This is a genomic window from Paraburkholderia tropica, assembly GCF_914484835.1.
In the GTDB taxonomy this organism is placed as follows: domain Bacteria; phylum Pseudomonadota; class Gammaproteobacteria; order Burkholderiales; family Burkholderiaceae; genus Paraburkholderia; species Paraburkholderia tropica_A.
Genome location: NZ_CAJZAR010000058.1, coordinates 47,253 through 73,742, shown reverse-complemented (window position 1 = coordinate 73,742; position 26,490 = coordinate 47,253). Strand labels below are relative to the sequence as shown.

The window sequence follows — 26,490 nt, the reverse complement described above, 5'->3', positions numbered from 1 at the left end:
GCTGCCGCTCGTGCTGCTGCTCGACATCTCCGGGTCGATGAGCGCCTACTCGCGCGCCGTGCTCTACTTCTGCCACGCGCTGCTGCAGTCGCGCGAACGCCTGCAGGTGTTCCTGTTCGGCACGCGCCTCACTTACGCCACGCGCGCGCTGCGCGAACGCGATCCCGATATCGCGCTCGCGCAACTCGCCGCGCAGGTCGCCGACTGGTCGGGCGGCACGCGCATCGGCGCGACGCTCGCCGAATTCAACCGGCGCTGGGCGCGCCGCATGCTCGGCGGCCGCGCCACGGTGCTGATGGTCACCGACGGCCTCGACCACGACGCCACCGCCGCGCTCGACGACGAAATGGCGCGCCTGCACCGCTTCGCGCATCGCGTCATCTGGCTCAATCCGCTGCTGCGTTACCGCGATTTCGCACCGAAAGCGCGCGGCGTGCAGGCGATGCTGCCGCACGTCGACGCGCACTATCCGGTCCACAACCTCGACTGCCTCGACGCGCTCGGGCGCAGCCTGCGCGAGGCGCCGCCGCCGCGCGCCCCACATCAAGGAGCCACACGATGGAGCTGACCGAAACCCACTCGCTGCCGGTGCCGCAGCAGCGCGCGTGGGAAGCGCTCAACGACACGGCCATCCTGAAGGCGTGCATTCCGGGCTGCGAGAGCATCGAGGCCGACGGAGAAAACGCGTATGCTGTCGCGCTGACCGCCGCCGTCGGGCCGGTGAAGGCGCGCTTCAAAGGCCGCATGCAGCTCGCCGATATCGACGCGCCGCGCAGCTATACGATCCAGTTCGAAGGCCAGGGCGGCGCAGCGGGCTTCGGCAAGGGCGACGCGCGCGTGACGCTCGAACCGGCTGGCGACGACGCCACCACGCTCAGCTACACCGCCAGCGCGCAGGTCGGCGGCAAGCTCGCGCAGATCGGCTCGCGGCTCGTCGACGGCGCGGCGCGCAAGATCGCCGCCGAGTTCTTCAAGCGCTTCGGCGAGCAGCTCGGAGGCAATGCGAGTGGCGATGCGGGCGGCGATGCGAACGCGCAAGCCAACGAAAGCGCCGCGCCCGGCGAGGCGGCGGACACGAATACGGAAGCCGCAAGCGCCGACGACCCATCGGCGAGCGGCGAGGAAACGCAAAAGAGGAAACGATCATGGACAGCGTGGATCTCGAAGTCCTGAAATCCAGCGTTCGCTGGCTGGACGAAGGCCACCGCGCCTTGCTGGTGACGGTGGTGAAAACGTGGGGCTCGTCGCCGCGTCCCGAAGGCGCGATGCTCGTCGTGCGCGACGACGGCCTCGTGGCCGGCTCGGTCTCGGGCGGCTGCATCGAGGACGATCTGATCGACCGCGTGCGCCGCGAAGGCGTCCACATCACGAAGCCCGAAGCCGTGAAATACGGCATCAGCGCCGAAGAGGCGCACCGCTTCGGCCTGCCCTGCGGCGGCACGATCCAGCTCGTGCTCGAACCGCTCAGCGCGGCCTCGGGCATCCGCACGCTGCTCGACGCGGTGGAGCGCGGCGAACTCGTCGCGCGCACGCTCGACATCGCGAGCGGCCAAGCCACGCTCGGTCCCGCGAGCGCCACCGACGGCATCGATTTCGACGAACGCCGCCTGCTCACCATTCACGGCCCGCGCTACCGCATGCTCGTGATCGGCGCGGGGCAGCTCTCGCGCTATCTCTGCCAGATCGCCGTGGGGCTCGACTATCAGGTGACCGTGTGCGACCCGCGCGAGGAATACACCGACGTCTGGGACGTGCCCGGCACGACGCTCGTGCGCACCATGCCCGACGACACCGTGCTCGACATGAAGCTCGACGAACGCTGCGCCGTGATCGCGCTCACGCACGACCCGAAGCTCGACGACCTCGCGCTGATGGAGGCGCTCAAGACGCCCGCGTTCTACGTGGGCGCGCTGGGCTCGCGGCGCAACAACGCGGCGCGGCGCGAGCGGCTCAAGGAATTCGATCTCAGCGACGCGGAACTCGCGCGGCTGCATGGGCCGGTGGGCATCTATATCGGCAGCCGCACGCCGCCGGAGATCGCCGTGTCGATTCTCGCGGAAGTGACGGCGGCGAAGAACGGCGTCTCGCTGCCGACGATCCTCCAGGTGGAAGGCGCGAAGGCCGCGCGCGAGCAGGCCGCCAGCGCGGGATCGTGTCACGTGTGAAGCGCACGCGCGCATGAAAAACGGGCCGCTGGCTTGCGCCGGCGGCCCGTAGGGTGCTGCGGATTTCGCGCCCTTGGCGGGCGCTTGTCATCGTTGTCGCGTTGCGCTGGTGTCGCGCTTATGTCGCGCTTATGTCGCGATCGGCGCTTTAGCCGAACAGCTTCATCGCCTGCGCGAGCGTGTTGGTCACGCCCCACACGAGCGGCACCAGCACGTAGAGCCAGAACACGGCCATCAGCGCCTTGTTCGAGGACTTCGCGGTTTGCACGGTTGCGTTCGTCATGATGGTCGACTCCTTATTTACCGGCGGCCGCGAGTTGCGCGTCGCTCATGTGATGCTTCTCGTCGACGCGGCGCACCAGCAGGTTGCAGAGGAAACCCACCACCAGCAGCGAAGCCATGATGTGCACGGTCATCGTGTAGGCATCGGCCTTCGCCACGCCATGCGCCACCTGGTAGGCGCGCACGTAGTTCACGAGCACCGGACCCGCCACGCCCGCCGCCGCCCATGCGGTCAGCAGACGGCCGTGAATGCCGCCGACGAAAGCCGTGCCGAACATGTCCGCGAGATACGCGGGCACGGTCGAGAAGCCGCCGCCGTACATCGAGAGGATCAGGCAGTACGCGAGCACGAAGAACACGATGTTGCCGCTCTGCGCGAACTGCGGCACCGCGTAGTAGAGCACCGCACCGAACACGAAGAAGATGAAGTACGTGTTCTTGCGGCCGACCCAGTCCGACGCCGACGCCCAGACGAAACGTCCGCCCATGTTGAAAAGGGAGAGCAGGCCGACGAAGCCCGCTGCGGCGCCCGCCGTCACGGTGTCCTTGAAGCTTTCCTGGATCATCACCGACGCCTGGCCGAGAATGCCGATGCCGGCCGTCACGTTCAGGAACAGCACCAGCCAGATCAGGTAGAACTGCGGCGTCTTGAGCGCCTGGTCGATATGCACGTGCGAGCGCGACACCAGCTTGCCGCTGGTCGCGGGCGGCGTCCAGCCTGCGGGCTGCCAGCCCGGCGCGGGCACGCGGATCGCGATCGAGCCGATCGTCATCGAAATGAAATAGGCGATGCCCAGCACCACGAAGGTCTGCGCGACGCCCACGCTCGTGTCGCTCGAAAAGTGCTTCATCAGCATCACGGAGAGCGGTGCGGCGATCATCGCGCCGCCGCCGAAGCCCATGATCGCGAGGCCGGTCGCCATGCCGCGGCGGTCCGGGAACCAGCGGATCAGCGTCGAAACCGGCGAGACGTAGCCGAGGCCCAGCCCGATGCCGCCGATCACGCCATAGCCGAGATACAGCAGCACGATCTGATGCAGATAGACGCCGAGCGCCGAGACGAGGAAGCCGCCGCCGAAGCAGCAGGCCGCCGTGAACATCGTGCGGCGCGGGCCGACGCGTTCGAGCCACTTGCCGCCGAACGCGGCGGACAGGCCGAGGAACACGATCGCGAGCGAGAAGATCCAGCCGAGCGAGGTGAGCGTCCAGTCGTCCGGCGAGGACTGCGTCACGCCGATCACCTTCGTCAGCGGCGAGTTGAACACCGAAAAGGCGTACGCCTGGCCGATGCACAGATGCACCGCAAGCGCGGCGGGCGGCACCATCCAGCGTGAAAAGCCGGGCGGTGCAATGGTGGCCTCCTTAGAGAAGAAGGGTGCGGGTGCGGTGCCGCGCGTCGAATCCGCAACGCTGCTCATTGGTCGGTCTCCTTGGGAAGCTATGTCCGTCATGTCGTGCGCACACGTGCCTGCGCCGCCTCGAAGGCGGCCGGCAATCGCTGAATGGGTCCCCGTAGCGATGGTTTTCCTGCGTGCGTGCACGAAGCGCTTACATGCCGAAAGTTCGGCACGCCCGAACGTTAGTGCCCAGCGCGAGTGTTGGCAATATGAGACAGAAATGCATATGGGCCGAACAGGCCCATGACGGAGGACAGGAGAGCGAACAAAAGCGCTTGACTGCGGCCCTGCGAGCGCGGGCCGAGGGTGATTCGAGCCGCGTCGACGCCGCGCGGCTCAGGGTAAATCGTTAGCGATCCGTGGCGTCAAAGCAACCCGACGGCGAACGCGGCGGCCACCGAACCGGCGACCAGCACCACGCCGATCGTGCGGCGCTTGTTCAGTTCGGTCCACAGCAGCACGCCGGTCAGCGAGAGCAGGATCAGGCTGCCCGCGATGGTGTCCATCAGCAGCACCCAGCCGATCCCCATGCCCACGCCGCGGTGCAGATTGTTGAGCGTGGCGAAGAAGGCGCTCTGCGTGCGCCGCACCGAGACCGTGGTGTTGCCCACCCAGTACTCGACGGCGAGGCTCTGGCGCGGCCCCATCAGCGCGAATTGCCACGATTCGGGCTGCACCACGCTGCGATCGCCCCACGCGACCGGATGCGCCTTCTCGCGGCGGATCTTGCCGGGCTTGCCGTCGAACGCGAGCTCGCGCTGCAGCCAATGCGCGAGCGCCTCGGGCGACTGCGGCCGCTCCTCGGGCAGCGCCACCTGCATCTCCTTGACCTGCTGCGCGCCCGACGAGATCTTCATCGGCCCGGCGCGATGGTTGAGCAGGAAACCGGTTACGCCGAACAACAGGCCCAGCCCCGCGCCCCAGAGGCCCACCCAGCCGTGCACCTTGCGCAGCCATTTGATGAAGGTCGCGCGGCGCGAACGCTGGCGACGCGCGGCCAGATCGGCGGCGTCCAGCGGTTGCCCGGACGCGTTGACAGCGGAACGGACGGGAGGCGATTCGATCGCGGCATCGTCGAGACGGGCATTCACGGCAAAACTCCAGACACGGCGCCGCGGCATGCGCCGCAGCCAAGCTTACAAATGAGAATAGTTATTATTACATATTCGAAAGCCGGCCCGCGACGAAACCCGCCGTGCGGCCATCCGCTCGCTTGTGCGGGGGCGCCGCTTGACAAGCGAATAGCATGACTTTTAAGTGAGGGGTGGCGCGCAAACACGCCAGGGCGGCAAAGAAGAGACCAGCAAGGGCACCAGACAAGCACAACCGACAAGCACAAGCAGGCAATCCCCCTCAACCGCAGCGAAGCCCCCGAGAAGGCCGCCATGCGCTACGTCCTCGTTATTTGCCTTGCCCTGCTCGCGGCGCCCGGCGGCACGCGCGCGGCCGAATTGCGCGCGCCGTTCGAAGCGGGCGCGAGCGCCGTTCTCGTTCCGGCCGCCGCGCCGGTTTCGGCTCCGGCTTCGACATCCGGTTCGGCGAGCCAGGCGCCCTACACCAACGAGGCGGAAACCCAGACCTTCGTCATCAACGCCGACGGCTCGTACACCAAGACCGACACGCTCACGCTGCGCGTGAACACTGAGGCGGGCATCGCGCGCGCGGGCCAGTATTACGTGTGGTTCAACCGCGAGATGGCGCACGTCGAGATTCTCGAAGCGTGGACCGAGGACGCCCGGGGCGGCCGCCACGACGTGCGTCCCGACCAGATCCGCGACGTCCAGGAAGTGCGTTCGTTCGACGCGCCGATGTTCCAGGATGTGCAGGACAAGGTCATCGTGTTCCCCGCCGTCGAGCCCGGCGCGCGCGTGCATCTCACGTGGCGCAAGACCCAGCGCGTGCCGCTCGTGCCCGGCTGGTTCAGCGACTTCACGCCGCCCGACATGGCGCCCACGCACCATTTCCGTGTGATCTACGACCTGCCCGCCAGCGTGCCGCTTTACGCCGACGCACGCGGCTTCACGTCGATCCAACCAGTGACCGCGCACGGCCGCACGCGCTACGAATTCCGCTACGACAAGAGCAGTTTCGGCCGCCTCGAATATGGTTCGGTTTCCTACGTAAGCTACGGCGACCGGCTGATGGTCTCCACCTTCCCCGACTACGCGGCCTTCGCGCGCGTCTATCGCGAGGCCGCCATCGACGCGAGCGCGCGCGACCCCGCCGTGGTGCAGCTCGCGCAGACGCTCACCGCGCGCGACACCACCGAACGCGCGAAAGCGCAGACACTCTACGACTGGGTGCGCCGCAATATCCGCTACGTGGCGATGAACATCGGCCGCGGCGAGATCGTGCCGCATCGCGTGAGCGAGGTGCTCGCGAACCGCTACGGCGACTGCAAGGATCACGTCGCGCTCTACGGCGCGCTGCTCGACGCCGTGGGCGTGCGCAACACGCCCGCGCTGCTCAACAGCGGCACGATCTACACGCTGCCCGCCGTGCCCGGCTTCGGCGTGATCAATCACGTCATCACGTGGCTGCCCGATTTGCAGATGTTCGCCGACTCCACCGCGAGCAACGTCGAATTCGGCTATCTGCCGTCGACCGACATGAACCGCCAGACCGTGCTGGCCGGCGACGGCACGCTGATGAGCACGCCCGCCACCGCCATCACCCAGCGCGACAGCGATCTCGACATCACCGTCGCGCCCGACGGCTCGGCGCGCTTCGTTTATCGGCTGCAATCGGAAGGCTGGGCCGCCGAGCAGACGCGCAGCGTGCTGCGTCTGCAAACGCCCGCGCAGCGCGAGGAATCGCTGCAATGGGAATTGCGCAACGCGAATCTGCGCGGCAGCGCCACGCTCGCGTCGAGTCCGCTCGACGCGACGGGCGGGCCGCTCGTCGTCACGCTGACGGGCACGCTCGACAGTTTCGTCGATCCGCAGATGACCACGCCGGTGCCGACGCTCACGAGCCTCGTGGGCGGGCTCGACGCGAATCTGCGCTACTGGCTCGGCGAAACGCGCCGCACGCAGCCGTTCGTGTGCCGCAACGTGGAGGTGACCGAGCGCGCGCGCATCGCGCTGCCCGCGAGTCTGCGCGTGCTCGACGTGCCGTCGCCGCAACAGGCGGGCAACGCGTTCGTCGATTACCGCTCGCAGTATCGGCTCGACGCGCAGGCGAACGTGCTGCGCGTGACGCGCACCGGGCGCACGCATTTCGCGAGCGACGTCTGTAGCGCCGACGACTTCACGCAGATGCGCCCGGCCTTCGAAACGATGGCGCGCGACCTGCGCGCGCAGTTGATCGTGAAGCCCGCATCGAAACCGGCATCCATACCCGGAACGATGCCCGATGCGCCGCCCGATTCGATATCCAATCCCGGCGCGGATTAACCGCGAGCTTCAAACCGGCCAGAGCGGCCCTTCCTGCATCGCGCCGATCTGCTCGCGCAATTCGAGAATGCGCTCCTCCCAGTAACGCTGCGTGTTGAACCACGGAAACGCAGCCGGGAACGCGGGATCGTGCCAGCGGCGCGCGAGCCACGCCGAATAGTGAATCAGACGCAGCGTGCGCAGCGCTTCGATCAGATGCAGCTCACGCGGATCGAACTCGCTGAAATCTTCGTAGCCCGCGAGCAGATCGGCGAGCGCGCGCGACGCGCCTTCGCGGTCGCCGGGCAGCAGCAGCCAGAGATCCTGCACGGCGGGGCCCATGCGGCTGTCGTCGAAGTCGACGAAATGCGGGCCCGCGTCGGTCCAGAGCACGTTGCTCGGATGGCAGTCGCCATGCAGACGCAACTGGCGCACGTCGCCCGCGCGCTCGAACGCCGCCTCGACGCCTTCGAGCGCGAGTCCGATCGCGGTCTGCCACGCGCCGCGCACGTCGGCGGGCACGAAGTCGTGCTCGATCAGCCAGTCGCGCGGTTCGTAGCCATAGCTTTGAATGTCGATCGACGGGCGCGCGCGATACGGCTGCGTCGCGCCCACGGCGTGAATCCGTCCGATGAATCGGCCGATCCATTCGAGCACGTCGCTGCGGTCGAGTTCGGGCGCGCGGCCGCCGCGCCGCTCGAACAGCGCGAAGCGGAAACCCTCGAATTCATGCAGCGAACGGCCCTCCAGCACGCGCGCGGGCACGGCCGGAATCTCGCGCGCGGCGAGGTCGGCCACGAAGGCGTGTTCTTCGAGAATCGCTTCGTCGCTCCAGCGCTCGGGCCGATAGAACTTCGCGACCAGCGGCTGCACGTCCTCGACGCCGACCTGATAGACGCGGTTTTCGTAGCTGTTGAGCGCGAGCATGCGGCCATCGGTACGCTCGCCCGCGGGCATCAGCACGCTGTCGACGGCGTCGAGCACGCACTCGGGCGTCAGGCGCGCGTACGGCGCGGGCTGCGCGCCGGCGTGTGCCGATTCTGCCGATTGCGGGTCGTCGGAGGGGAAGGAGGTATCGTCGTTCATCCCCGCATTGTGCATCGTGCGGGGCGCGGCGGCGAGCCGCAAACGCGGGATTTGACGCGCGCCGAAAGCGGATCGCAAGCCGATCCGGATTGCCGTGGCCGCGCGCGCCGTGTGCGGCGCGCAGCCTCGCAGTCAAACGTTAAACCGGGCGCTCAGGCAGGCAGCGGGGACAAGCCCCGCTTCGAGGAAGGACGTGTGCAGCGTGGACGGCGTGTGAGGCGTGAACAGCGTGGAGAGCAGGCGCAGGCAGGCGCAAGCCGCCCCGCGAGGCTCAATGCACCTTCGCGCCGGCGGGCATGACGTGCTCGCCCGTGTCGATCAGGTCTTCGAGAAAAAAGGGCTCGGTATTGAGCTCTTTCGACGCGCCGGGCTCGCCGGTGTACCACGTGACCATGGCCATGTCGCCGAGAATACGTTGCACGATGCCGCGTGCCCCGTTAGGCACGGCGATATGGACGGTGCGGACGATAGAACCGATTTGCATGATGTTTCCCCGTTCCCATTGCCGGCTTTCTCGCAGGAAAAGCCGGTCAGTGTACTGACAAAAACCGCTGCGCACACCACGAGGTTGCGCATGCATCCAACCTGCTCCGGCGGCCCGCTTGCACCCACCGGTTTCCCCATTGTTGCCTGTTTGGGCACGCCCGCAAAGCAAAAAAATAGGGGGGCCGAACAATGGCGAAGCCCGTCAAAGACAGGCATGCTGGTCATTTCGCACTACTTTCGCACGCCGCGCGTGTTCGTGCAGCGTCGAATACAGCGCATTCCATGGCGCTGTTCGGCCAATCCAGCGAGCGCCGCGCGAACGGCCGTTGCGTCGCCAACGCATCGATCCGACACGTCGATCCAGCACGATTCGCGCGTGAATCAGGCGCCAATCGAGCGCGAATGAATCATCAATCCGCGCCACTTACGAAACGCTGACTGTACCAGATGGTGAATCCGCGCCTGTCTTTTCGCCTTTCCGGCACGGCGTTGCGCGCCATCGCGCGGCCGTCGGCGACGCGCACGAATGAAGCAACCCCTGCACACGGGCGCGCTCAGGCGCTATAGTCCAGTCCCAAGGAGACAAACGGCGCGCCGCCCGGCAAGCCGCCACCGAGCACCCCGATAGCGATCGGATCAATCGGATAAACATCCGCCGCCCGAAACGCCACGGCGCGGCGCATCGCCCCAGAGCGAAGGAATCGCCGTTCCATGTGGATCGTCCGGCTCGCACTCAAGCGCCCGTATACGTTCGTCGTGCTCGCATTGCTGCTGCTGATCGTCGGACCCCTGACGATCGTGCGCACGCCCACGGACATCTTCCCGAATATCGACATTCCCGTGCTCTCGGTCATCTGGACCTACACGGGCCTGCCCGCCGACGAGATGTCGCGGCGCATCGCGCTCAACTACGAGCGCGGTCTCTCGGTGGCCGTCAACGACATCGAGCACACCGAATCGACTTCGCTCAACGGCATCGCGGTCGTGAAGATCTTCTTCCAGCCGCACGCGAACGTGCAGGAAGCGCTCGCCGAAGTGACCGCGCTCTCGCAGACGCAATTGCGCCAGCTGCCGCCCGGCATCACGCCGCCGTCGATCCTGCGCTACAACGCCTCGACCGTGCCGATCCTGCGGCTCTCGCTGTCTTCCGCGCAGCTCACCGAGCAGGAGCTGTTCGACTACGGCAACAACTTCCTGAAGACCCAGCTCGCCACCGTGCCCGGCGCGAGCGCGCCGCTGCCGTATGGCGGCAAGCAGCGGCAGATCATGGTCGACATCGATCAGCGCGAATTGCAGCAGCACAATCTCTCGCCGATGGACGTGGTCAGCGCGATCAGCACGCAGAACCTGATCCTGCCGTCGGGCACCGCGAAGATCGGCGCGACCGAGTATTCGGTGCTGATGAACGCGAGTCCCGATACCCTCGCCGGTCTCAATGACATTCCCGTGAAAACCACGGCGAACGGCACGATTTATCTGCGCGACGTGGCGCACGTGCGCGACGGCTTCGTGCCGCAGACCAACATCGTGCGCGTGGACGGCCAGCGCGCCGCGCTGCTCACCATCAACAAGAGCGGCAACACGTCGACGCTCGATATCGTCGACCGTATCAAGGCGATGATGCCGCAGCTACGCAACCTCGTGCCGCCGTCGCTGAACATCGATCCGGTCGCGGACCAGTCGCTGTTCGTGCGCGCCTCGATTACGGGCGTGCTGCGCGAGGCGCTGATCGCCGCCGCGCTCACCGCGCTGATGATCCTGCTCTTTCTCGGCAACTGGCGCGCGACGCTGATCATCGCCGTGTCGATTCCGCTCTCGATGATCACCTCGATCATCGCGCTCGCGGCGCTCGGCGAAACCATCAACATCATGACGCTCGGCGGCCTCGCGCTCGCGGTCGGCATTCTCGTGGACGACGCCACGGTCGCGATCGAAAACATCAGCCAGCAGCTCGAACAGGGCAAGACGCTCGAACAGGCGATTCTCGACGGCGCGCATCAGATCGCGATTCCCACGCTGGTCTCGACGCTCTCGATCTGCATCGTGTTCGTGCCGATGTTCCTGCTCACGGGCGTCGCGCACTATCTGTTCATTCCGCTCGCGGAAGCCGTGGTGTTCGCGATGCTCGCCTCGTATTTCTTCTCGCGCACGCTGGTGCCGACGCTCGCGAAATACCTGCTGCGCCAGCATCACAAGAGCGAGGACTTTCATCGCGAAGGCACGCGCAATCCGTTCATGCGCGTGCACCTCGCGTTCGAGCGCGGCTTCGAGCGCACGCGCGTGCGCTATCGCGCGTTTCTTGCGGCGCGCGTCGCGCGTCCGGTGAGCTTCGTCACGCTCTTTCTCGTCTGCTGCGGCGCCTCGCTGCTGCTGATGCCGTTTCTCGGCCGCGACTTCTTTCCGCAAGTCGACGCGGGCACCATCGCGCTGCATCTGCGCGCGAAGACCGGCATGCGCGTGGAGGAAACCGCGGTGCTCACCGATCGCGTCGACGCGCGCATTCGCGCACTGATTCCGCCGCGCGAGCTGCATTCGATCATCGACAACATCGGCCTGCCGGTGTCGGGCATCAATCTCTCGTACAGCAACACGGGCACCATCGGCACCTCGGACGCCGACGTGCTGATCTCGCTGAACGAAGACCATCGCCCGACCGCCGACTACGTGCGCGAACTGCGCCGCGCGCTCAACGACGAATTCCCCGGCGTGCAGTTCGCGTTTCTGCCCGCCGATATCGTGAGCCAGACGCTGAACTTCGGCATGCCCGCGCCGATCGACGTGCAGATCACGGGCCGCGACGCCACGGCCAACCGCGCCTTCGCCGCGCGCCTGCTCGCGAAACTGCGCAGCGTGCCCGGTCTCGCCGATGCGCGCATCCAGCAGCCCGCCGACCTGCCGCGCATCTTCATCGACGTGGACCGCACGCGCGCGCAACAGGCGGGCTTCACGCAGAAAGACGTGGCGAGCGATCTGCTCATCACGCTCTCGGGCAGCCAGCAGACCACGCCCACGTTCTGGCTCAATCCGATGAACGGCGTGAGCTACAACGTGGTCACGGAAGCGCCGCAATACACGATCGATTCGCTACAGTCGCTCGCCAACATTCCGCTCACCGCGAACGGCCGCAGCAATATTCTCGGCGCGCTCGCAAGCATGCGGCGCGAGTCCGGCGAGGCCGTGGTCTCGCACTACAACGCGCAGACCGCCATCGACATTTACGGCAGCGCCGACGGCCGCGATCTCGGCGCGGTCTCCGACGACATCCGCAAGATCATCGACGACGCGCGCGCCGATCTGCCCAAGGGATCGGCCATCGTGCTGCGCGTCCAGGTGCAGACGATGAACGATTCGTTCTCCGGATTATTCGGCGGACTCGTGTTCGCGATCGTGCTCGTCTATCTGCTGATCGTGGTGAATTTCCAGTCGTGGCTCGATCCGTTCATCATCATCACGGCGCTGCCGGGCGCACTCGCGGGCATCGTCTGGATGCTGTTCCTCACGCACACCACGCTGTCCATTCCCGCGCTCACGGGCGCGATCATGTGCATCGGCATCGCCACGGCGAACTCGATTCTCGTCATCAGCTTCGCGCGCGAACAGTTGCGCGAGCATGGCGACGCCGCGCGCGCCGCCATCGAAGCGGGCTACACGCGCTTTCGTCCCGTGCTGATGACCGCGCTCGCGATGGTGATCGGCATGGTGCCGATGGCGCTCGGGCTCGGCGAAGGCGGCGAGCAGAACGCGCCGCTCGGGCGCGCCGTGATCGGCGGCCTGCTCGTGGGCACGCTCGCCACGCTGGTGTTCGTGCCCGTGGTGTTTTCGCTCGTCTATCGCCAGCTCGGCGCACGCCGCCAGCGCGCCATCGAACACGTCGTTCCGAAACCATGATGACCTCATCCCTTCTCTCTTTCACGCGGATCGACCATGCACGCTGAAGCGCCGCCTCCCGATTCCCGCGAACCTGGCGAAACTCGCCGCGCGCGGCGCTGGCCGTTCGCGCTTGCGGTGCTCGTCGTGATCGCGCTCGCGGCGCAAGGCATCTGGTCGCGTCACAGCGCGCACGCGGCGCTCGAAAAAGACGCGCAACGGGCCAGCGTGCTCAGCGTGCAGGTGGTCTCGCCGCAGCGTTCGGCGCACGCGCTCGACCTCGTGCTGCCCGGCAACGTGCAGGCCTTTCTCGACACGCCGATCTACGCGCGCACCAACGGCTATCTGCGCAAGTGGACCGCCGATATCGGCGCGCACGTGAAGGCGGGCCAACTGCTCGCGGAAATCGACGCGCCCGAAGTCGACGATCAATTGCGCGCCGCGCGCGCCGATCTCGCCAACGCCGAAGCGAACTACGCGCTCGCGAAAACCACGGCCGACCGCTGGACGCAGATGCTGCAAAACCGCTCGGTCTCGAAGCAGGAAACCGACGAGAAAGTCGGCGACATGCTCGCGAAGAAAGCCACGCTCGATGCGGCGCGTTTCAACGTGTCGCGGCTCACGCAGTTGCAGTCGTATCAGCGCGTGACGTCGCCGTTCGACGGCATCGTCACGGCGCGCAACGTGGACGTCGGCGCGCTGATCGACGCGGGCAGTTCGGGCGGTCCGCAGAAGGAGCTTTTTCACGTGGCGCAGGCCGACCGGCTGCGCGTCTACGCAAACGTGCCGCAAGCCTACGCGCAGCAGATCAAGCCCGGCGCGCACGCGTATCTGACGCTCAACGAAACGCAGGGCGCGCGTTATCCGGGCGTGATCGCGCGCACGGCGGGAGCGGTCGATCCGCAGCAGCGCACGATGCTCGTCGAAGTCGACGTGAACAATGCCAGCGGCGCGCTGCTGCCCGGCGCCTACGCGCAGGTGCATTTCGCGCTCGACGGCGAGGCGACGCCGCTCACGCTGCCCGGCAACGCGTTTCTGTTCCGCCCGCACGGCGTGATGGTCGCGACCGTCGACGCGAACGCGCGCGTGAAGCTCGTGAAGGTCACGCTCGGCACCGACTTCGGCACGCGCGTGGCGGTCGCCGACGGGCTCGACGCGCAGGCTCGCGTGATCGTCAATCCGCAGGATTCGATCGTCGACGGGACGCCCGTGCGGATCGTCGCGCCGAAGGCGAACACGAAGCCAGCCCAACCCGCCGGTTCGGAGGCGGAAGGATCATGACGCGGCGCGTGTTCAATCTCGCGGTGCGCGCCGCGTTCATGGCCGCGTGGATGGTTCCGCTGAGCGCGCTCGTCGCGGGCTGCAAGGTCGGCCCCGACTACGTGCGCCCGACGGCGGACGTCGCGGCCACGTATAAGGAAGTCGACGCCAGGAAACTCGACAACACCGGCTGGACGCCCGCCCAGCCCGCCGACGCCGCGTCGCGCGGCGCGTGGTGGCAGATTTACGGCGACGCCCAGCTCGACGCGCTGGAAGCACGCGTCGGCGAAGCCAATCAGAACGTGCAGGCCGCGCAGGCGCGCTTTCGCGCGGCGCGCGCGAACGTCGCGCAGCAGCGCTCCAGCTTCTTTCCCGTCGTGACGGCCGGCGCCGGTTTTTCGCGCACGCGCACGTCGGAAAACCTCGCCTACACCTCGAAGGCCGGGCGCACCATCAACGACTACAGCGTGGGCCTCGACGCCACCTGGGAGCCCGACGTCTGGGGACGCGTCGCGCGCAGCGTCGAAAGCGCGCGCGCCAACGCGCAGGCGAGCGCCGCCGACATGCAGGCCGTGCTGCTCTCGATGCAGGCCGAACTCGCAACCGATTACTTCGAACTCCGAGGCATCGACCGCGAGCGCCGCCTGCTCGACGACACGCTCGCCGCCTATCGCGAGTCGCTCGCGCTCACACAGCATCGCTACGACGGCGGCATCGCCACCGACGCCGATGTCGGCCAGGCGCAGACGCAGTTGCAGACCACCGAAGCGCAGGCGATCGATCTCGGCGTGCAGCGCGCGCAGCTCGAACACGCCATCGCGATTCTCGTCGGGCAGCCGCCTTCCACGTTCACGCTCGCCGTGCTGCCCGGCGCGCCGCTGTCGGCGCAGCCGTTCGCGTCGCCGCCTGGCGTGCCGTCGACGCTGCTGGAGCGCCGCCCCGACATCGCCGCCGCCGAGCGCCGCGTGGCCGCCGCCAACGCGCAGGTGGGCGTGGCCACGGCCGCGTTCTTCCCGAGCCTGATGCTCGCGGTCACAGGCGGCCTGGAGGCGACGAACTACAGCCAGTGGCTCGTCGCGCCCGCGCGTTTCTGGTCGCTCGGGCCGGCGCTCGCGGGCACGCTGCTCGACTTCGGCGGACGCGAGGCGGTGCGCAACGAGGCGCGCGCGCAGTACGACGCCAGCGTCGCGCAGTATCGGCAAACCGTGCTCGATGCGTTCGGCCAGGTCGAGGACAACCTCGCGGCGCTGCGCGTGCTCGAACAGGAAGCGGTGGCGCAGGACCGCGCCGTCGATGCCGCGAAGCGCACGCTCGCGATCGTCGAGGATCGCTACAAGAACGGCGCGATCACCTATCTCGATGTGGTGGTGGCGCAAACCACGGCGCTCTCGAACGAGCGCGAGGCGGTGACGATCGCGCGTCGGCGGCTCGCGGCGAGCGTCGCGCTCGTGAAAGCGCTGGGCGGCGGGTGGAACGCGGCGGCGCTGGCTTCGGTCGATGGCGCAGCGCCCGCGCCCGCGCCCGCTTCGGTTGCCCACGCAACGACAGACGCAACGGCGCACGCAACGACGAACGCAGCCCCGTCCGCTGTTTCGCACGACTGAGGCTTTCGCAAAGCGCACCACGCGCCGCTCGCCGCGCACTGCAAATTGGCGCGGCACGGATCGTGCAACAGGCGTATCGTTGCGCCTTTGCCATTTTCCGCAGGAGTTCCAGTCGTGACCGCATCACCGGGCGCCGACCGCAAGACCGCGCCCAGCAGCGCCTCCGCCGCTTCCCCCAGCGCGACCCTTCCCTATATCGAGCGCGGCACGCCCGCCTTCTGGCGCGCGAGCCTCGCGCTGCTGTTCGCGGGCTACGCCACGTTCTCGCTGCTCTACTGCGTGCAGCCGCTGCTGCCCGCGTTTTCGCAGACCTTCGGCGTGAGCCCGGCGCAAAGCAGCCTCTCGCTGTCGTTTTCCACGGCCGCGCTCGCGGGCGCGATCTTCGTCGCGGGCTTCTTCTCCGAAGGCTGGAGCCGCCGCACGATGATGACGGCCTCGCTGACGGCCTCGTCGCTGCTGACACTCGCCGTCGCGTTCGTGCCCCACTGGCAGACGCTGCTCGTGCTGCGCATGCTCGAAGGCATCGCGCTGGGCGGCGTGCCCGCGGTCGCAATGGCCTGGCTCGCGGAGGAAATGCATCCCGAGGGCCTCGGCCTCTCGATGGGCCTCTATGTGGGCGGCACCGCCATCGGCGGCATGGCCGGACGCGTGATCACCGGCATCTGCACCGACCTGTTCGGCTGGCGCGTGGCCGTGGCCGTGATCGGCGTGCTGGGGCTCTGCTCGATGTTCGCGTTCCGTTCGCTGCTGCCGCCGTCGCGCCATTTCGTGCCCAAGCGCGGGCTCGGCTTCTCGCATCACCGCGCGGCGCTCATGCGCCACTTCGGACGGCCCGGCCTGCCCGTGCTGTTCGTGATGGGTTTCGTGCTGATGGGCAGCTTCGTCACGCTCTACAACTACATCGGCTACCGGCTGATCGCGCCGCCGTACAGCATGAGCCAGGCGGCCATCGGCGCGATCTTCCTCGTCTATCTGACCGGCGTGGTGGCCTCGCCGTGGTCGGGCCGCATGGCCGACACCTTCGGTCGCGGACGTGTGCTGATCGCCAGCCTCGCGCTGATGCTCGCGGGCGTCGTGCTGACGATGTTCGCGCCGCTCTACGCGATCGCCGCGGGCATCGCGTGCCTGACGATCGGCTTCTTCGCGGGCCACGCGGTGGCGAGCGGCTGGGTCGGCCGCCTCGCGCGCGAAGCGAAGGGCCAGGCCGCGGCACTCTACTTGCTGGCCTATTACCTGGGTTCGAGCATCATGGGTTCGGTGGGCGGCCACTTCTGGGCCGGCTGGGGCTGGGGCGGCGTCGCGAGTCTGGTCGCCGTGCTGCTCGTGGCAGGTCTGGCGCTGGCGTGCGTGCTGCGCGCACGGGAACGCGACGGAGCGGCGTGATCGCTCAAATGCGGCGTTTCAGGTGGCGCTTCGGTGGCGTTTTAAACGTAATTTGAAGCACCCCGCATCGATTCGAAAGCTGTTCGTAACCTGAAGGCGCTGCGTGCACGCGCCGCACGGCGTCGGCTGCGACGCCGCCAGGTCCCGCCACGCGGGCCTGCGCGGCTGTGCGGCGACGCACACGCGGCCCGCGCGCGAGGCGTCCGGTTTGCAAGCCTCACCTATACTCGATTCAGGCCCGCAGCCGCAGCGCCGCACACCGTGCGATAGAAGAAACCTCGATTGAACGCGCCGCGCCCTGCCGCCCCACGAAAAAAGGAGACGAGCATGCAAGGATATTTCACGATCGGCGATTTCGTGATGATCATCCCGATGGCCCTCGCCGGCGCGCTCTTTCTCGGCGCCTTGCCCTGCGCGACCGAATTCCGGCACAACACCTTGCGCGTGATCGGCGCGCTGATCGGCGCCATGGTCGCGGTCGCGCTGGTCGAAACGCTGCCTGTGCTCATGTAGCGCATCGCAGCGATCCAGGCGGCGCGGGATGCGCGGGCTTTTGGGGGTTCCGCGTGTTTCGCGTGCTTGTTGAGCGTGCTTGATGGCGCTTGAGTGCGCTTGATGGCGCCTGAATCCGCTTGAGTGCGTTCTGGCGCGCTCAGGTGTCTTCAGCCGCGCCTTGGCGTGCGTGCCGATGACGCGCGCCGCGCGTTTCAGTTTCAGCGCGCACCGCCCGCACCGACTCCCGGCTGCAATCCCTTGAGCTGACGCAGCGCCGCGCGCCAGTACGGCTCGCGCATCTGCGCGGGCGCGGCGTCGCCGTGTTCGTCGACATCGGCATATTCGGCGTTAGCGAGCACCGGCAGCGCAGCCCACGGCAGCGTCGGATGCAGATGATGTTGCCGATGCAGATGATGGTTCATCAGCAACACGCCGATCACGCGCGGCACCCGAAAGTCGCGCGAGCGCCCCGGCTCGTCGAGCGCGACGCCGTAATGCGGCAGGTTATCGGCGAGCGAGAGCCACAGGCCGCGCGCGAACATCGCCGCCACGAGCACCGGCCACGCCTTCCCGTACAGCGCGAACGCGCACGCATACAGCGCCAGCGAACCGAGCCAGTCGCGCCGCGCGCGACGACGCTTCTGCGGATCGGTCGCGTGATTCACGAAGAGACGCTGCACCTGCATGTCCTCGGCGCTCGCGCTTTCGCCGGGCGTGCCCACGCCGCGCGCGACCAGCGCGTGCGCGAGACGCACCGGCACGAACGCGAGCAGCGGCACGAGCAGTTCGCCCACATACAGCCCGCCGAGCAGCCGCACGTACCACGCGAGGCGGCGCAGCCAGCGCGGGCCGCGCGCATCGTCGACATCGGGACGATCGAAGGCCTCGCGCGTGAAGCGGTGATGCATCAGGTGTCCGAAACGCACGGCGTCGAACGGCATCGCCATGCCAATCGCCAGCAGCCGCGCGACGATCTCGTTGGCGCGCCGCGAGCGCAGCAATTGCCCGTGGATGCCTTCGTGAATCAAGCCCCAGTGGATCGGCGTGGCGAGCACGACCGGCACGAGCGTCGCCATCAGCGCGAAGGACGGCCCGCCCGCCGCGCGCAGCAGCAGCGGCAAACCGAACAGTTGATACGCGAGCGCGAGCGTGGCGGCGGCGATGAGCGCGGCGTTGGCGCGCAGATCGGGCGCGCGCCGCGTGGCGGTCCGGGCGGACGCGCGCGGCGCGGTGGAAGGCTTGACGGCGGGCGGTACACCAGGTGGTACATCGCGTTGAACAGCAGGCGGCGCAGCAGGCAACTCGCCCAGGGTGCGCACGGCGCTCGTCGACTCCATCGGCAATCCTCAGTGCAAAGACTGCCGCGACGTTAGCAGCGCTCCATGACAGTCCCAGGACGCGCGGCCTTCAGCGCCGCAAGCCTCGTCACCGCGCATTACAGCGCTCGCGTGCCATCACCGGTGCCGAATAAAAAACGCCTCGCAGAAAGCGAGGCGCGAGGGTGCTGCACAAGCGCCCGCGAAGCAGGCGCGCACGATCAGATGTGCTGATCGGTCGACGGCTTTTCCCACAGATTCACGCCGCCTTCGGTCGCGTAGCGATCGATCTCGGCCAGTTCCTCCGCCGAGAATTCGAGGTTCTTCAGCGCGGCGACGTTCTCGCGCACCTGCTCCGCGCGGCTCGCGCCGATCAGCGCCGAGGTCACGCGGCCGCCGCGCAGCGTCCACGCGATCGCCATCTGCGCGAGGCTCTGGCCACGGCGCTGCGCGAGATCGTTGAGCTTGCGCACGTGCTCGATGTTCTGCCCGCTCAGGTGCTCGCTCTTGAGCGAGCCGCCGCCCGGCCGGTTCACGCGCGCGTCTTCCGGCACGCCGTTCAGATACTTGTTCGTGAGCAGGCCCTGCGCGAGCGGCGTGAACGCGATGCTGCCGGTGCCGATGTCTTCGAGCGTGTCGAGCAGGTCGTGCTCGATCCAGCGGTTGAGCAGGTTGTACGAGGGCTGATGGATCAGCAGCGGCACCTTGTATTCGGCCAGCAGCTTCGCCATTTCACGCGTCTTCTGCGCCGAATACGAAGAGATGCCCACGTACAGCGCCTTGCCCTGCTGCACGGCCGTGGCGAGCGCGCCGGCGGTTTCTTCGAGCGGCGTTTCCACGTCGAAACGGTGCGAATAGAAGATGTCGACGTAATCGAGGCCCATGCGCTGCAGGCTCTGGTCGAGGCTCGCGAGCACGTACTTGCGCGAGCCGCCGCCCTGGCCGTACGGACCCGGCCACATGTCCCAGCCCGCCTTCGACGAGATCAGCAGCTCGTCGCGGTACGGACGGAAATCGTCCTTGAAAATGCGGCCGAAATTGGTTTCGGCGCTGCCGTACGGCGGGCCGTAGTTGTTTGCCAGGTCGAAGTGCGTGATGCCGAGGTCGAAGGCCGTGCGCAGGATGTCACGTTGCGTCGAAATCGGCGTGGTGTCGCCGAAGTTGTGCCACAGGCCGAGCGAGAGCGCCGGCAGCTTGAGTCCAGACTTGCCGCAAAAGCGGTATTGCATCTCCGAATAGCGTTCAGCAGCTGCTTCGTAGGCCATCGTTTGAATCCTCGACGAGAACAGGTTTTCAGGAAGTCCAGCGGCGGCGCTAGATGGGCGCGAACGCCGCTCCAGCAGCGGTTTGCGCCCCGCTCGACACACCGCGCGGGCTGCCATGTTAGCCAATCCGCGCGATGCGTGCAGAGGCCCATCATGTGGGATGCGAACATGGACGCCGCCGCGCGGCTCGCCTACACTGCGGCGTCCGTCCAACCCCCGGGAGGTCTCTTATGATGAAAGCGGTTTCGTTCGCGCTGATCGCCTGCGGCGTGGTGCTGCTGTACTTCGGCGGCCAGTCGTTTCACTCGTTCTCGAACGATGTTTCGCGCCTCGTGACGGGCGGGCCCACCGACCGCACGATGACGCTGATCATAGCCGGCGTGGCCGCGACCATTGCGGGCATCAGCGGTCTCGCGCTCAGCGGCCGCCGCCGCTAGGCGCTGTTTCCAGGCGCTGTTGCCAGGCGCTGCTGCACAACGGGCGCGATGCGTGATGCGCGCCATGCACGCGCCCGTTTTCTTGTCGCCGGCTTCGCAACGTCAAACCAGCTTCACCTCGGGCTTCGACGCCGAACGCGAACCCGGCAGCGGCACGTTGCTCGCGCCGTGATAGGTGTAGACGAGCGAAAACTTCACGTCATCGCTCTGATTCTGGCCCGCCGAATGCAGCGTGTTGCAGTGGAAGAACACCACGTCGCCCTTTTGCAGCGTAGGCGAGATGGCCTGCTCGATCCACGCCTGATTCTCGGGCACGTCGGAGCGGAAGAACTTCGCGGCGTCGAAACTCGACGACGTGAACGGCGCCGTATGCGAGCCCGGCACGAACCACAGCCCGCCGTTCTCGACCGTTTCCGGCCCGAGCGCGAGCCACACGGAAACGAGGTCGTCGCGCTCGAACGACCAGTAGCGCACGTCGCGATGCCAGCCCGTGAGGCTGCCGTACGCGGGATGCTTGGTCATCATGCAGTTGTGATGCACGCGCGAGAGCACGGGCTCCTCGCCGAAATACAGCTCCATCCAGCCCGCGATCTCGGGCGACGTGGCCCACGAAGCGAATTGCGGATGACGCCCGTAGGCGTCGAGCAGACGCCGCACCGTATGGCCGCCCGGCGCGTCCTTCGAGTCCGGCGCGCCCGGATAGCGCAGGTCGGCTTCGAATTCGACCGGCGCCTGCGCCGCCTTCAACTGCTCCTGCGCGATGCGCTTGAGTTCGTCGCAACGCTCGGGCGCGACGAGGCCCGGCACGACCACGAAGCCGCGCTCGCGCAGCGCCTGCACCTGTTCTTTCTTTGAGTGAACTGACATGAGACTTCCGTTATTCGAGGCCTGCGAAGGCTGCGCACCGAAGCGGCTCCGATGACGCGCGACGTGCGCAGCGGCGGCGCCGCGAGGCCTGCTGGCCCCAGCGCGCGCCGATCGTTCGATTGTAAAGCGTGCGGCTTGCGCGGAGGCAAGCGTTAGCCATCTGGATGATGTGAGTGCGCACGAAATCCCGCTCACGCGTCGGACAAACGTCGAACAAGCGGCGGACAAGCGCGGAGCACGCCGATGGCGCACACGCACCGCGATGGCGAGAAAGGGCGCGATGACATGCCTCTTTCTTGAGCACACGCGGGTATTAACCGACTTTCTGGCGTCACGATTCGCGTGTAGTCTGCGCGCATGCAGTTTCATCGCACTTCACCTCCAATGCGCGGACGGACCGCCAGCCAGGCCTTGCCCAGCAAGGCGCTCGCCTCTCCCGGCCGATCCCGGCGCTCATCTTTACGCCCTGCGCACGCCCCGCGTTGCGCCGCGCGAATTCCGCTATCGTGACTCCCTCGCAAACAGGCACGTTTGGTGCTCGAAGCATCATGTCGCGCGAGGCGCAAACCGAACCTGATTCCACACACACCATGGATACCCTTTTCGATACCCGCCGTATGACTCGCGCCGCGCTGAAGGCAGCGCGCCCCCGCCGCCACGTCGTGCGCGCGCTGCGCCATCACGCCGCGCGCACGCGCGCGCTCGCCCAGCATGTGCGCGAAGCGCGCCCCGTCGACGGCATGCGCGCCTGGTTCCATGCGTTCTTCTCGGTGCTGCGTCAGCGCGCCGGTTCGCGCCACTTCTCGCTGCGCACGCTGCTCTATCGTCCGAACACGACGCTGCGCACGCTCGCCGCGCCCTCGACCGTCCACACGGCGCGCAACACGCGCCGGCCGCGCCGCATGGGCGCGAGCAGCGAGGGCTGGTTTGGCTTCGCGATGCGCTGAAATCCGCGCTAAAAACAAAAAACCCCGCACAGGCGCGAGCCCTGCGGGGTTTTTCATGCGCGTCCGACGCCGCTGGTGCGGCATCGAACGACGGCGTGCTTACGCCAGCGCGACGACCGGTTCCGTGCCGGCCGCTTCGGCCAGCGCGAGCGCCTTGTCGGTGGCTTCCCACGAGAATTCCGGCTCTTCGCGGCCGAAGTGGCCGTAAGCAGCGGTCTTTTCGTAGATCGGACGCAGCAGGTCGAGCATCTGGATGATGCCCTTCGGACGCAGGTCGAAGTGTTCGCGCACGAGCTTCGTGATGGTCGCGTCCGAGACCTTGCCGGTGCCGAACGTGTTGACCATGACCGAGGTCGGCTCGGCCACGCCGATCGCGTACGAGACCTGGATCAGGCAGCGCGACGCGAGGCCGGCGGCCACGATGTTCTTCGCGACGTAACGGCCGGCGTAGGCCGCCGAGCGGTCGACCTTCGACGGATCCTTGCCCGAGAACGCGCCGCCGCCGTGCGGAGCCGCGCCGCCGTACGTATCGACGATGATCTTGCGGCCCGTGAGACCGCAGTCGCCTTGCGGGCCACCGATCACGAAACGGCCGGTCGGGTTCACGAGGAACTTGATGTCGCCCTTGATCAGGTCGGCCGGCAGCACCGGCTTGATGACTTCTTCGATCACGGCTTCGCGCAGCGTGCCGAGGTCGATGTCCGGCGAATGCTGCGTGGACAGCACGACCGTGTCGATCGCGTGCGGCTTGCCGTCGACGTAGCGCACGGTAACCTGCGACTTCGCGTCCGGGCGCAGCCAGGGCAGACGGCCGTCGCGGCGCAGGTTCGACTGGCGCTCGACCAGACGGTGCGAAAGGTGGATCGGCAGGGGCATCAGCTCGGGCGTTTCGTCGCACGCATAGCCGAACATCAGGCCCTGGTCGCCGGCACCTTGATCGAGGTTGTTGTCGTGCGCGCGGTCCACGCCCTGGGCGATGTCCGGCGACTGCTTGTCGTAGGCGACGAGCACCGCGCAACCGCGGTAGTCGATGCCGTAGTCGGTGTTGTCGTAGCCGATGCGCTTGATCGTGTCGCGCGCGACCTGGATGTAGTCGACGTTGGCCGTCGTGGTGATTTCACCGGCGAGCACGACGAGACCCGTGTTGCAGAGCGTTTCCGCTGCAACGCGCGAGTATTTGTCCTGCGTGAGGATGGCGTCGAGGATCGCGTCCGAGATCTGGTCGGCGACCTTGTCCGGATGGCCTTCCGAAACGGATTCGGAGGTGAAGAAATAGTCGTTTGCCACGTGTAAGGCTCCTTGTAGCTGGTGACGGTGGTACTCACGTTGCCAGCTTCGGGCCTCGAAGCGGCGACGCTTTAGCGGATTACCTGACCGGTGGGCCTGCAGATCGGTCGATTGAACGATGTGCGGCAAACCGGCTTCGCCCCGCAAGTTGTCAGTTAACTCGGCGAAGCCCGTATTATAGCGACTTCCCTAATTTGTCGCAGAGTCGCCGCGCGTGTTGTCAATCGCCTTCTCCAGTTCGTTCATTTCACTCATGGGAGCCGCATCATGCTCGGCAAGCTAGGCTCCCGTTTCGCCATCGGTCTGCTCAAACTGTTCGCGATCCTGCCCTATGGTTTCGTCGCGCGTCTCGGCGACGGCCTCGGCTGGCTGCTTTATCAGATCCCGAGCCGCCGCAAGCGCGTCGTGCACACCAACCTGCGCCTGTGCTTCCCCGAATGGAGCGACGAAAAGCGCGAGGACGTGGCCGGCAAGCATTTCCGCCAGGCCATCCGCAGCTATATGGAGCGCAGCGTCCAGTGGTTCGGCTCGGCGAAGAAGCTCGAAAAGCTCATCCAGCTCGACAGCGAAGTCGATCTCACCGATCCCGACCTGCCGCCCACGCTGTTCCTCGGCCTGCATTTCGTCGGCATCGAGGCGGGTTCGATGTTCCTCAACTACTCGCTGCATCGCCCCTGCGGCTCGCTGTATCAGCCGTTCTCGAACCCCGAGTTCGAGGCCGCCGCGAAGGCCGGCCGCAGCCGCTTCGGCGCCGAAATGGTGAGCCGCGCGGACAGCGCGCGCGCCGTGCTGCGCTGGCTGCGCGACAGGAAACCCGTGATGCTCGGCGCCGACATGGACTACGGCATGCGCAACTCCACCTTCGTGCCCTTCTTCGGCGTGCCCGCGTGCACGCTCACGGCAGTCGGGCGTCTCGCGAAAGTGGGCCATGCGCAGGTCGTGCCGTTCATCGGCGAGGTGCTGCCCAATTACAAAGGTTATCGGCTGAAAATCTTCAAACCTTGGGACAATTACCCCACGGGTAACGACGAAGAAGACGCGCGCCGCATGAACGCCTTCCTCGAGGAGCAGATTCCGCGCATTCCCGAGCAGTATTACTGGGTCCACAAGCGCTTCAAGACGCGTCCGGACGGCGAACCGAGTGTCTACTCGTAAGCGTCTCGCCACGACTGAAGGCGCGCGGGCACAGGCTCGCGCGTCGCTTACAATAACGGCATGAAACTCAAATTCACCAAGATGCACGGCGCGGGCAACGACTTCGTCGTGCTCGACGGCTACACCGAAGACCTCGCGCTCACGCCCGAGCGCGTGCGCGCGCTGGCCGACCGCCACTTCGGCGTGGGCGCCGATCAGCTGCTGCTGGTCGAAAAGCCGACGATCGACGGCGTCGACTTCCGCTATCGCATCTTCAATTGCGACGGCGGCGAGGTCGAGCATTGCGGCAACGGCGCACGCTGCTTCGTGAAATTCGTGCGCGATCGCCGGCTCACGAGCGCGGACAGCATCCGCGTGCAGGTGCAGAACGGCGTCGTCACGCTCGTCATGCAGCCGAACGGTGAAGTCGTGGTCGACATGAGCAGCCCGATCTTCGAACCGGCGCGCGTGCCCTTCGACGCGAACGGTCTCGAAGGCCGCCGCGAAGGCAACGACACGCTCTGGCCGATCGACGTGAACGGGCAGACGCGCTGGATCTCCGCGGTGTCGATGGGCAATCCGCACGCGGTGCAGGTGGTCGAGAACGTCGAAGCGTATCCGGTGCTCGCCGAAGGTCCGCTCGTCGAAACGCATCCGCGCTTCCCGAACAAGGTCAACGCCGGTTTCATGGAAATCGTGTCGCGCAACGAAGTGCGTCTGCGCGTGTTCGAGCGCGGCGCGGGCGAGACGCTCGCGTGTGGCACGGGCGCGTGCGCGGCAGTGGCGGCGGGCATTCGCCGCGGCCTGCTCGACTCGCCCGTGAAGGTCCACACGCACGGCGGCACGCTCACGATCGACTGGAACGGCGCGCGCGACGAAAGCTCGGCGCTCTTTATGGCCGGTCCGGCCACGACCGTCTTCGAAGGCGAAATCGAACTGACCGTCTGAGTCGGCGCGAGTTTGCCGGAACCCGCGCGCGCCCGATCGACTTCGTTTGAGGCGCAGCGGGGACCACGCATCACTCATCAGCAGTAACCACGCAGCAACACCGCAGCATCGCATCACGCATGGCGCGCCGCCGCGCGCCGCTTCTTCACCGAAAGCGCCTACAACATGAACGATCGCGAAGTCGCCGACTATCTGCTCGCCCACCCTGATTTCTTCGTCGAGCACGCCGAGTTGCTGGCGACGATCAAGCTCGGCAATCCGCACGGCAAGGCCGCCGTGTCGCTGCAAGAGCGCCAGATGGAAATGCTGCGCGAAAAGAACAAGCATCTCGAGCTGCGTCTGGCCGAGCTGCTGCGCTACGGCCACGAGAACGACAGCATCGCCGCGCGATTCGTGCGCTGGACCTCGCAGGTCGTCGCCGAGCGCGATCCGCATGCGCTGCCGCGCACGATCGCCGGGCAACTGCGTGCCGAATTCGACGTGCCGCTCGCGGCGCTGCGCGTCTGGGATGTCGCCGACGCCTACGCGCAAGCAAGCTTCGCGAAGCACACGGGCGAGGAAGTGCGCCTCTTCGCCAACAGCCTCGACGTGCCGTACTGCGGCGCGAACACCGGCTTCGAAGCCGCGCAGTGGCTCGCCGCCGCGCCCGGCGCGGAAGGCGAGGAGCAGCCGCCGCAGTCGGTCGCGATCGTCGCGCTGCGCCGCCGCGCGAACGAAGAAGAGGACGATCCGAGCGGCGACGCCTTCGGTCTGATCGTGATGGGTTCGCCCGATCCGCGCCGCTTCCACGACGGCATGGCGACCGATTTCCTGCGCCAGATCGGCACACTCGCAAGCTCGGCGCTCTCGCGCCTGCTGCCGCACTGACGCGGCCGCGCTGCAACCGCACC

Annotated in this window: 23 protein-coding genes; 14 read left to right on the top strand and 9 right to left on the bottom strand. The window is 67.1% G+C overall.

All coding sequences use genetic code 11. The features are described 5' to 3' along the window. From LDO54_RS20005 to LDO54_RS19995, 3 genes are all read left to right on the top strand, one after another. A partial coding sequence (locus LDO54_RS20005) for a vWA domain-containing protein (RefSeq protein ID WP_224012406.1) occupies nt 1–568 on the top strand: 568 nt, incomplete at its 5' end. Beyond that, a complete protein-coding gene (locus tag LDO54_RS20000) occupies nt 559–1,173 on the top strand; it encodes a CoxG family protein (RefSeq protein WP_224012405.1) in 615 nt (204 codons plus the stop codon). The genes LDO54_RS20005 and LDO54_RS20000, both read left to right, overlap by 10 nt. Further along, a complete protein-coding gene (locus LDO54_RS19995; RefSeq protein ID WP_224012404.1) occupies nt 1,146–2,165 on the top strand; it encodes an XdhC family protein in 1,020 nt (339 codons plus the stop codon). Before LDO54_RS20000 ends, LDO54_RS19995 begins: the two co-directional genes overlap by 28 nt. A gap of 148 nt (nt 2,166–2,313) precedes the next feature. Here LDO54_RS19995 and LDO54_RS19990 read toward each other — a convergent pair whose 3' ends face one another. From LDO54_RS19990 to LDO54_RS19980, 3 genes are all read right to left on the bottom strand, one after another. Then, nucleotides 2,314–2,448 (bottom strand): MFS transporter small subunit, encoded by a 135-nt coding sequence (locus tag LDO54_RS19990; protein WP_224012403.1) that lies wholly within the window; start codon nt 2,446–2,448, stop codon nt 2,314–2,316. 13 nt (nt 2,449–2,461) lie between these two features. Then, a complete protein-coding gene (locus LDO54_RS19985) occupies nt 2,462–3,865 on the bottom strand; it encodes an L-lactate MFS transporter (protein ID WP_224012402.1) in 1,404 nt (467 codons plus the stop codon). A gap of 344 nt (nt 3,866–4,209) precedes the next feature. Further along, nucleotides 4,210–4,908, bottom strand: coding sequence for a PepSY-associated TM helix domain-containing protein (locus tag LDO54_RS19980; RefSeq protein WP_224012410.1), 699 nt, complete (start codon nt 4,906–4,908; stop codon nt 4,210–4,212). Between the two features lie 321 nt (nt 4,909–5,229). On the opposite strand from LDO54_RS19980, the gene LDO54_RS19975 reads away from it, so the two are divergent. Beyond that, entirely contained in the window at nt 5,230–7,239 is a 2,010-nt protein-coding gene (locus tag LDO54_RS19975; protein WP_224012401.1) for a DUF3857 domain-containing transglutaminase family protein, read from the top strand. A 9-nt stretch (nt 7,240–7,248) separates the two neighbouring features. Here the strand turns inward: LDO54_RS19975 and LDO54_RS19970 are convergent, their stop codons facing one another. After that, nucleotides 7,249–8,304, bottom strand: coding sequence for a serine/threonine protein kinase (locus LDO54_RS19970; protein ID WP_436975631.1), 1,056 nt, complete (start codon nt 8,302–8,304; stop codon nt 7,249–7,251). 271 nt (nt 8,305–8,575) lie between these two features. Continuing rightward, a complete protein-coding gene (locus tag LDO54_RS19965) occupies nt 8,576–8,788 on the bottom strand; it encodes a hypothetical protein (protein ID WP_205994888.1) in 213 nt (70 codons plus the stop codon). Nucleotides 8,789–9,501: 713 nt separating this feature from the next. Between LDO54_RS19965 and LDO54_RS19960 the strand changes: the two genes are divergently transcribed. The 5 genes from LDO54_RS19960 (at nt 9,502) to LDO54_RS19940 (ending at nt 17,417) form a co-directional block, all read left to right on the top strand. Further along, nucleotides 9,502–12,678: an efflux RND transporter permease subunit gene (locus tag LDO54_RS19960; RefSeq protein WP_224012400.1), complete on the top strand. Its 3,177-nt coding sequence runs from the start codon at nt 9,502–9,504 to the stop codon at nt 12,676–12,678. Between the two features lie 36 nt (nt 12,679–12,714). Further along, nucleotides 12,715–13,938 (top strand): efflux RND transporter periplasmic adaptor subunit, encoded by a 1,224-nt coding sequence (locus tag LDO54_RS19955; RefSeq protein WP_224012399.1) that lies wholly within the window; start codon nt 12,715–12,717, stop codon nt 13,936–13,938. Continuing rightward, complete coding sequence (locus LDO54_RS19950; RefSeq protein WP_436975630.1) at nt 13,935–15,521, top strand: efflux transporter outer membrane subunit; 1,587 nt, start codon at nt 13,935–13,937, stop codon at nt 15,519–15,521. Before LDO54_RS19955 ends, LDO54_RS19950 begins: the two co-directional genes overlap by 4 nt. Nucleotides 15,522–15,635: 114 nt before the next feature. Beyond that, nucleotides 15,636–16,904 (top strand): MFS transporter, encoded by a 1,269-nt coding sequence (locus LDO54_RS19945; protein ID WP_224012398.1) that lies wholly within the window; start codon nt 15,636–15,638, stop codon nt 16,902–16,904. A gap of 327 nt (nt 16,905–17,231) precedes the next feature. Next, complete coding sequence (locus LDO54_RS19940; protein ID WP_224012397.1) at nt 17,232–17,417, top strand: hypothetical protein; 186 nt, start codon at nt 17,232–17,234, stop codon at nt 17,415–17,417. A gap of 200 nt (nt 17,418–17,617) precedes the next feature. Here the strand turns inward: LDO54_RS19940 and LDO54_RS19935 are convergent, their stop codons facing one another. Both LDO54_RS19935 and mgrA read right to left on the bottom strand, forming a co-directional pair. Then, nucleotides 17,618–18,736, bottom strand: a complete 1,119-nt coding sequence (locus LDO54_RS19935; protein ID WP_224012396.1) for a fatty acid desaturase family protein — start codon at nt 18,734–18,736, stop codon at nt 17,618–17,620. Between the two features lie 200 nt (nt 18,737–18,936). Beyond that, nucleotides 18,937–19,980, bottom strand: coding sequence for an L-glyceraldehyde 3-phosphate reductase (gene mgrA, locus LDO54_RS19930; RefSeq protein WP_224012395.1), 1,044 nt, complete (start codon nt 19,978–19,980; stop codon nt 18,937–18,939). A gap of 230 nt (nt 19,981–20,210) precedes the next feature. On the opposite strand from mgrA, the gene LDO54_RS19925 reads away from it, so the two are divergent. Further along, entirely contained in the window at nt 20,211–20,417 is a 207-nt protein-coding gene (locus LDO54_RS19925; protein WP_224012394.1) for a DUF3185 family protein, read from the top strand. 102 nt (nt 20,418–20,519) lie between these two features. Here the strand turns inward: LDO54_RS19925 and LDO54_RS19920 are convergent, their stop codons facing one another. Beyond that, nucleotides 20,520–21,284, bottom strand: coding sequence for a phytanoyl-CoA dioxygenase family protein (locus LDO54_RS19920; RefSeq protein WP_224012393.1), 765 nt, complete (start codon nt 21,282–21,284; stop codon nt 20,520–20,522). Nucleotides 21,285–21,901: 617 nt separating this feature from the next. Here LDO54_RS19920 and LDO54_RS19915 point away from each other — a divergent pair. Continuing rightward, complete coding sequence (locus LDO54_RS19915; RefSeq protein WP_405044957.1) at nt 21,902–22,231, top strand: hypothetical protein; 330 nt, start codon at nt 21,902–21,904, stop codon at nt 22,229–22,231. A gap of 99 nt (nt 22,232–22,330) precedes the next feature. Here the strand turns inward: LDO54_RS19915 and metK are convergent, their stop codons facing one another. Further along, on the bottom strand, nt 22,331–23,518 hold the full coding sequence (metK, locus tag LDO54_RS19910; RefSeq protein ID WP_065061891.1) for a methionine adenosyltransferase: 1,188 nt from the start codon (nt 23,516–23,518) through the stop codon (nt 22,331–22,333). A gap of 267 nt (nt 23,519–23,785) precedes the next feature. Here metK and LDO54_RS19905 point away from each other — a divergent pair, with 267 nt between their 5' ends. From LDO54_RS19905 to LDO54_RS19895, 3 genes are all read left to right on the top strand, one after another. Further along, complete coding sequence (locus tag LDO54_RS19905) at nt 23,786–24,673, top strand: lipid A biosynthesis lauroyl acyltransferase (RefSeq protein ID WP_224012391.1); 888 nt, start codon at nt 23,786–23,788, stop codon at nt 24,671–24,673. Between the two features lie 60 nt (nt 24,674–24,733). Then, on the top strand, nt 24,734–25,600 hold the full coding sequence (gene dapF / locus LDO54_RS19900; RefSeq protein ID WP_224012390.1) for a diaminopimelate epimerase: 867 nt from the start codon (nt 24,734–24,736) through the stop codon (nt 25,598–25,600). Nucleotides 25,601–25,765: 165 nt separating this feature from the next. Continuing rightward, nucleotides 25,766–26,467, top strand: coding sequence for a DUF484 family protein (locus tag LDO54_RS19895; RefSeq protein ID WP_224012389.1), 702 nt, complete (start codon nt 25,766–25,768; stop codon nt 26,465–26,467). Nucleotides 26,468–26,490: the final 23 nt, after the last annotated feature.

Excerpts from the sequence above, each read along its gene's own strand:
- LDO54_RS20000 (WP_224012405.1), top strand. The coding sequence starts at position 559 with ATGGAGCTGACCGAAACCCACTCGCTGCCGGTGCCGCAGCAGCGCGCG.
- LDO54_RS19995 (WP_224012404.1), top strand. The coding sequence starts at position 1,146 with ATGGACAGCGTGGATCTCGAAGTCCTGAAATCCAGCGTTCGCTGGCTG.
- LDO54_RS19990 (WP_224012403.1), bottom strand. The coding sequence starts at position 2,448 with ATGACGAACGCAACCGTGCAAACCGCGAAGTCCTCGAACAAGGCGCTG.
- LDO54_RS19985 (WP_224012402.1), bottom strand. The coding sequence starts at position 3,865 with ATGAGCAGCGTTGCGGATTCGACGCGCGGCACCGCACCCGCACCCTTC.
- LDO54_RS19975 (WP_224012401.1), top strand. The coding sequence starts at position 5,230 with ATGCGCTACGTCCTCGTTATTTGCCTTGCCCTGCTCGCGGCGCCCGGC.
- LDO54_RS19970 (WP_436975631.1), bottom strand. The coding sequence starts at position 8,304 with ATGAACGACGATACCTCCTTCCCCTCCGACGACCCGCAATCGGCAGAA.
- LDO54_RS19965 (WP_205994888.1), bottom strand. The coding sequence starts at position 8,788 with ATGCAAATCGGTTCTATCGTCCGCACCGTCCATATCGCCGTGCCTAAC.
- LDO54_RS19960 (WP_224012400.1), top strand. The coding sequence starts at position 9,502 with ATGTGGATCGTCCGGCTCGCACTCAAGCGCCCGTATACGTTCGTCGTG.
- LDO54_RS19955 (WP_224012399.1), top strand. The coding sequence starts at position 12,715 with ATGCACGCTGAAGCGCCGCCTCCCGATTCCCGCGAACCTGGCGAAACT.
- LDO54_RS19950 (WP_436975630.1), top strand. The coding sequence starts at position 13,935 with ATGACGCGGCGCGTGTTCAATCTCGCGGTGCGCGCCGCGTTCATGGCC.
- LDO54_RS19940 (WP_224012397.1), top strand. The coding sequence starts at position 17,232 with ATGCAAGGATATTTCACGATCGGCGATTTCGTGATGATCATCCCGATG.
- LDO54_RS19935 (WP_224012396.1), bottom strand. The coding sequence starts at position 18,736 with ATGGAGTCGACGAGCGCCGTGCGCACCCTGGGCGAGTTGCCTGCTGCG.
- mgrA (WP_224012395.1), bottom strand. The coding sequence starts at position 19,980 with ATGGCCTACGAAGCAGCTGCTGAACGCTATTCGGAGATGCAATACCGC.
- LDO54_RS19925 (WP_224012394.1), top strand. The coding sequence starts at position 20,211 with ATGATGAAAGCGGTTTCGTTCGCGCTGATCGCCTGCGGCGTGGTGCTG.
- LDO54_RS19920 (WP_224012393.1), bottom strand. The coding sequence starts at position 21,284 with ATGTCAGTTCACTCAAAGAAAGAACAGGTGCAGGCGCTGCGCGAGCGC.
- LDO54_RS19915 (WP_405044957.1), top strand. The coding sequence starts at position 21,902 with ATGACTCGCGCCGCGCTGAAGGCAGCGCGCCCCCGCCGCCACGTCGTG.
- LDO54_RS19905 (WP_224012391.1), top strand. The coding sequence starts at position 23,786 with ATGCTCGGCAAGCTAGGCTCCCGTTTCGCCATCGGTCTGCTCAAACTG.
- dapF (WP_224012390.1), top strand. The coding sequence starts at position 24,734 with ATGAAACTCAAATTCACCAAGATGCACGGCGCGGGCAACGACTTCGTC.
- LDO54_RS19895 (WP_224012389.1), top strand. The coding sequence starts at position 25,766 with ATGAACGATCGCGAAGTCGCCGACTATCTGCTCGCCCACCCTGATTTC.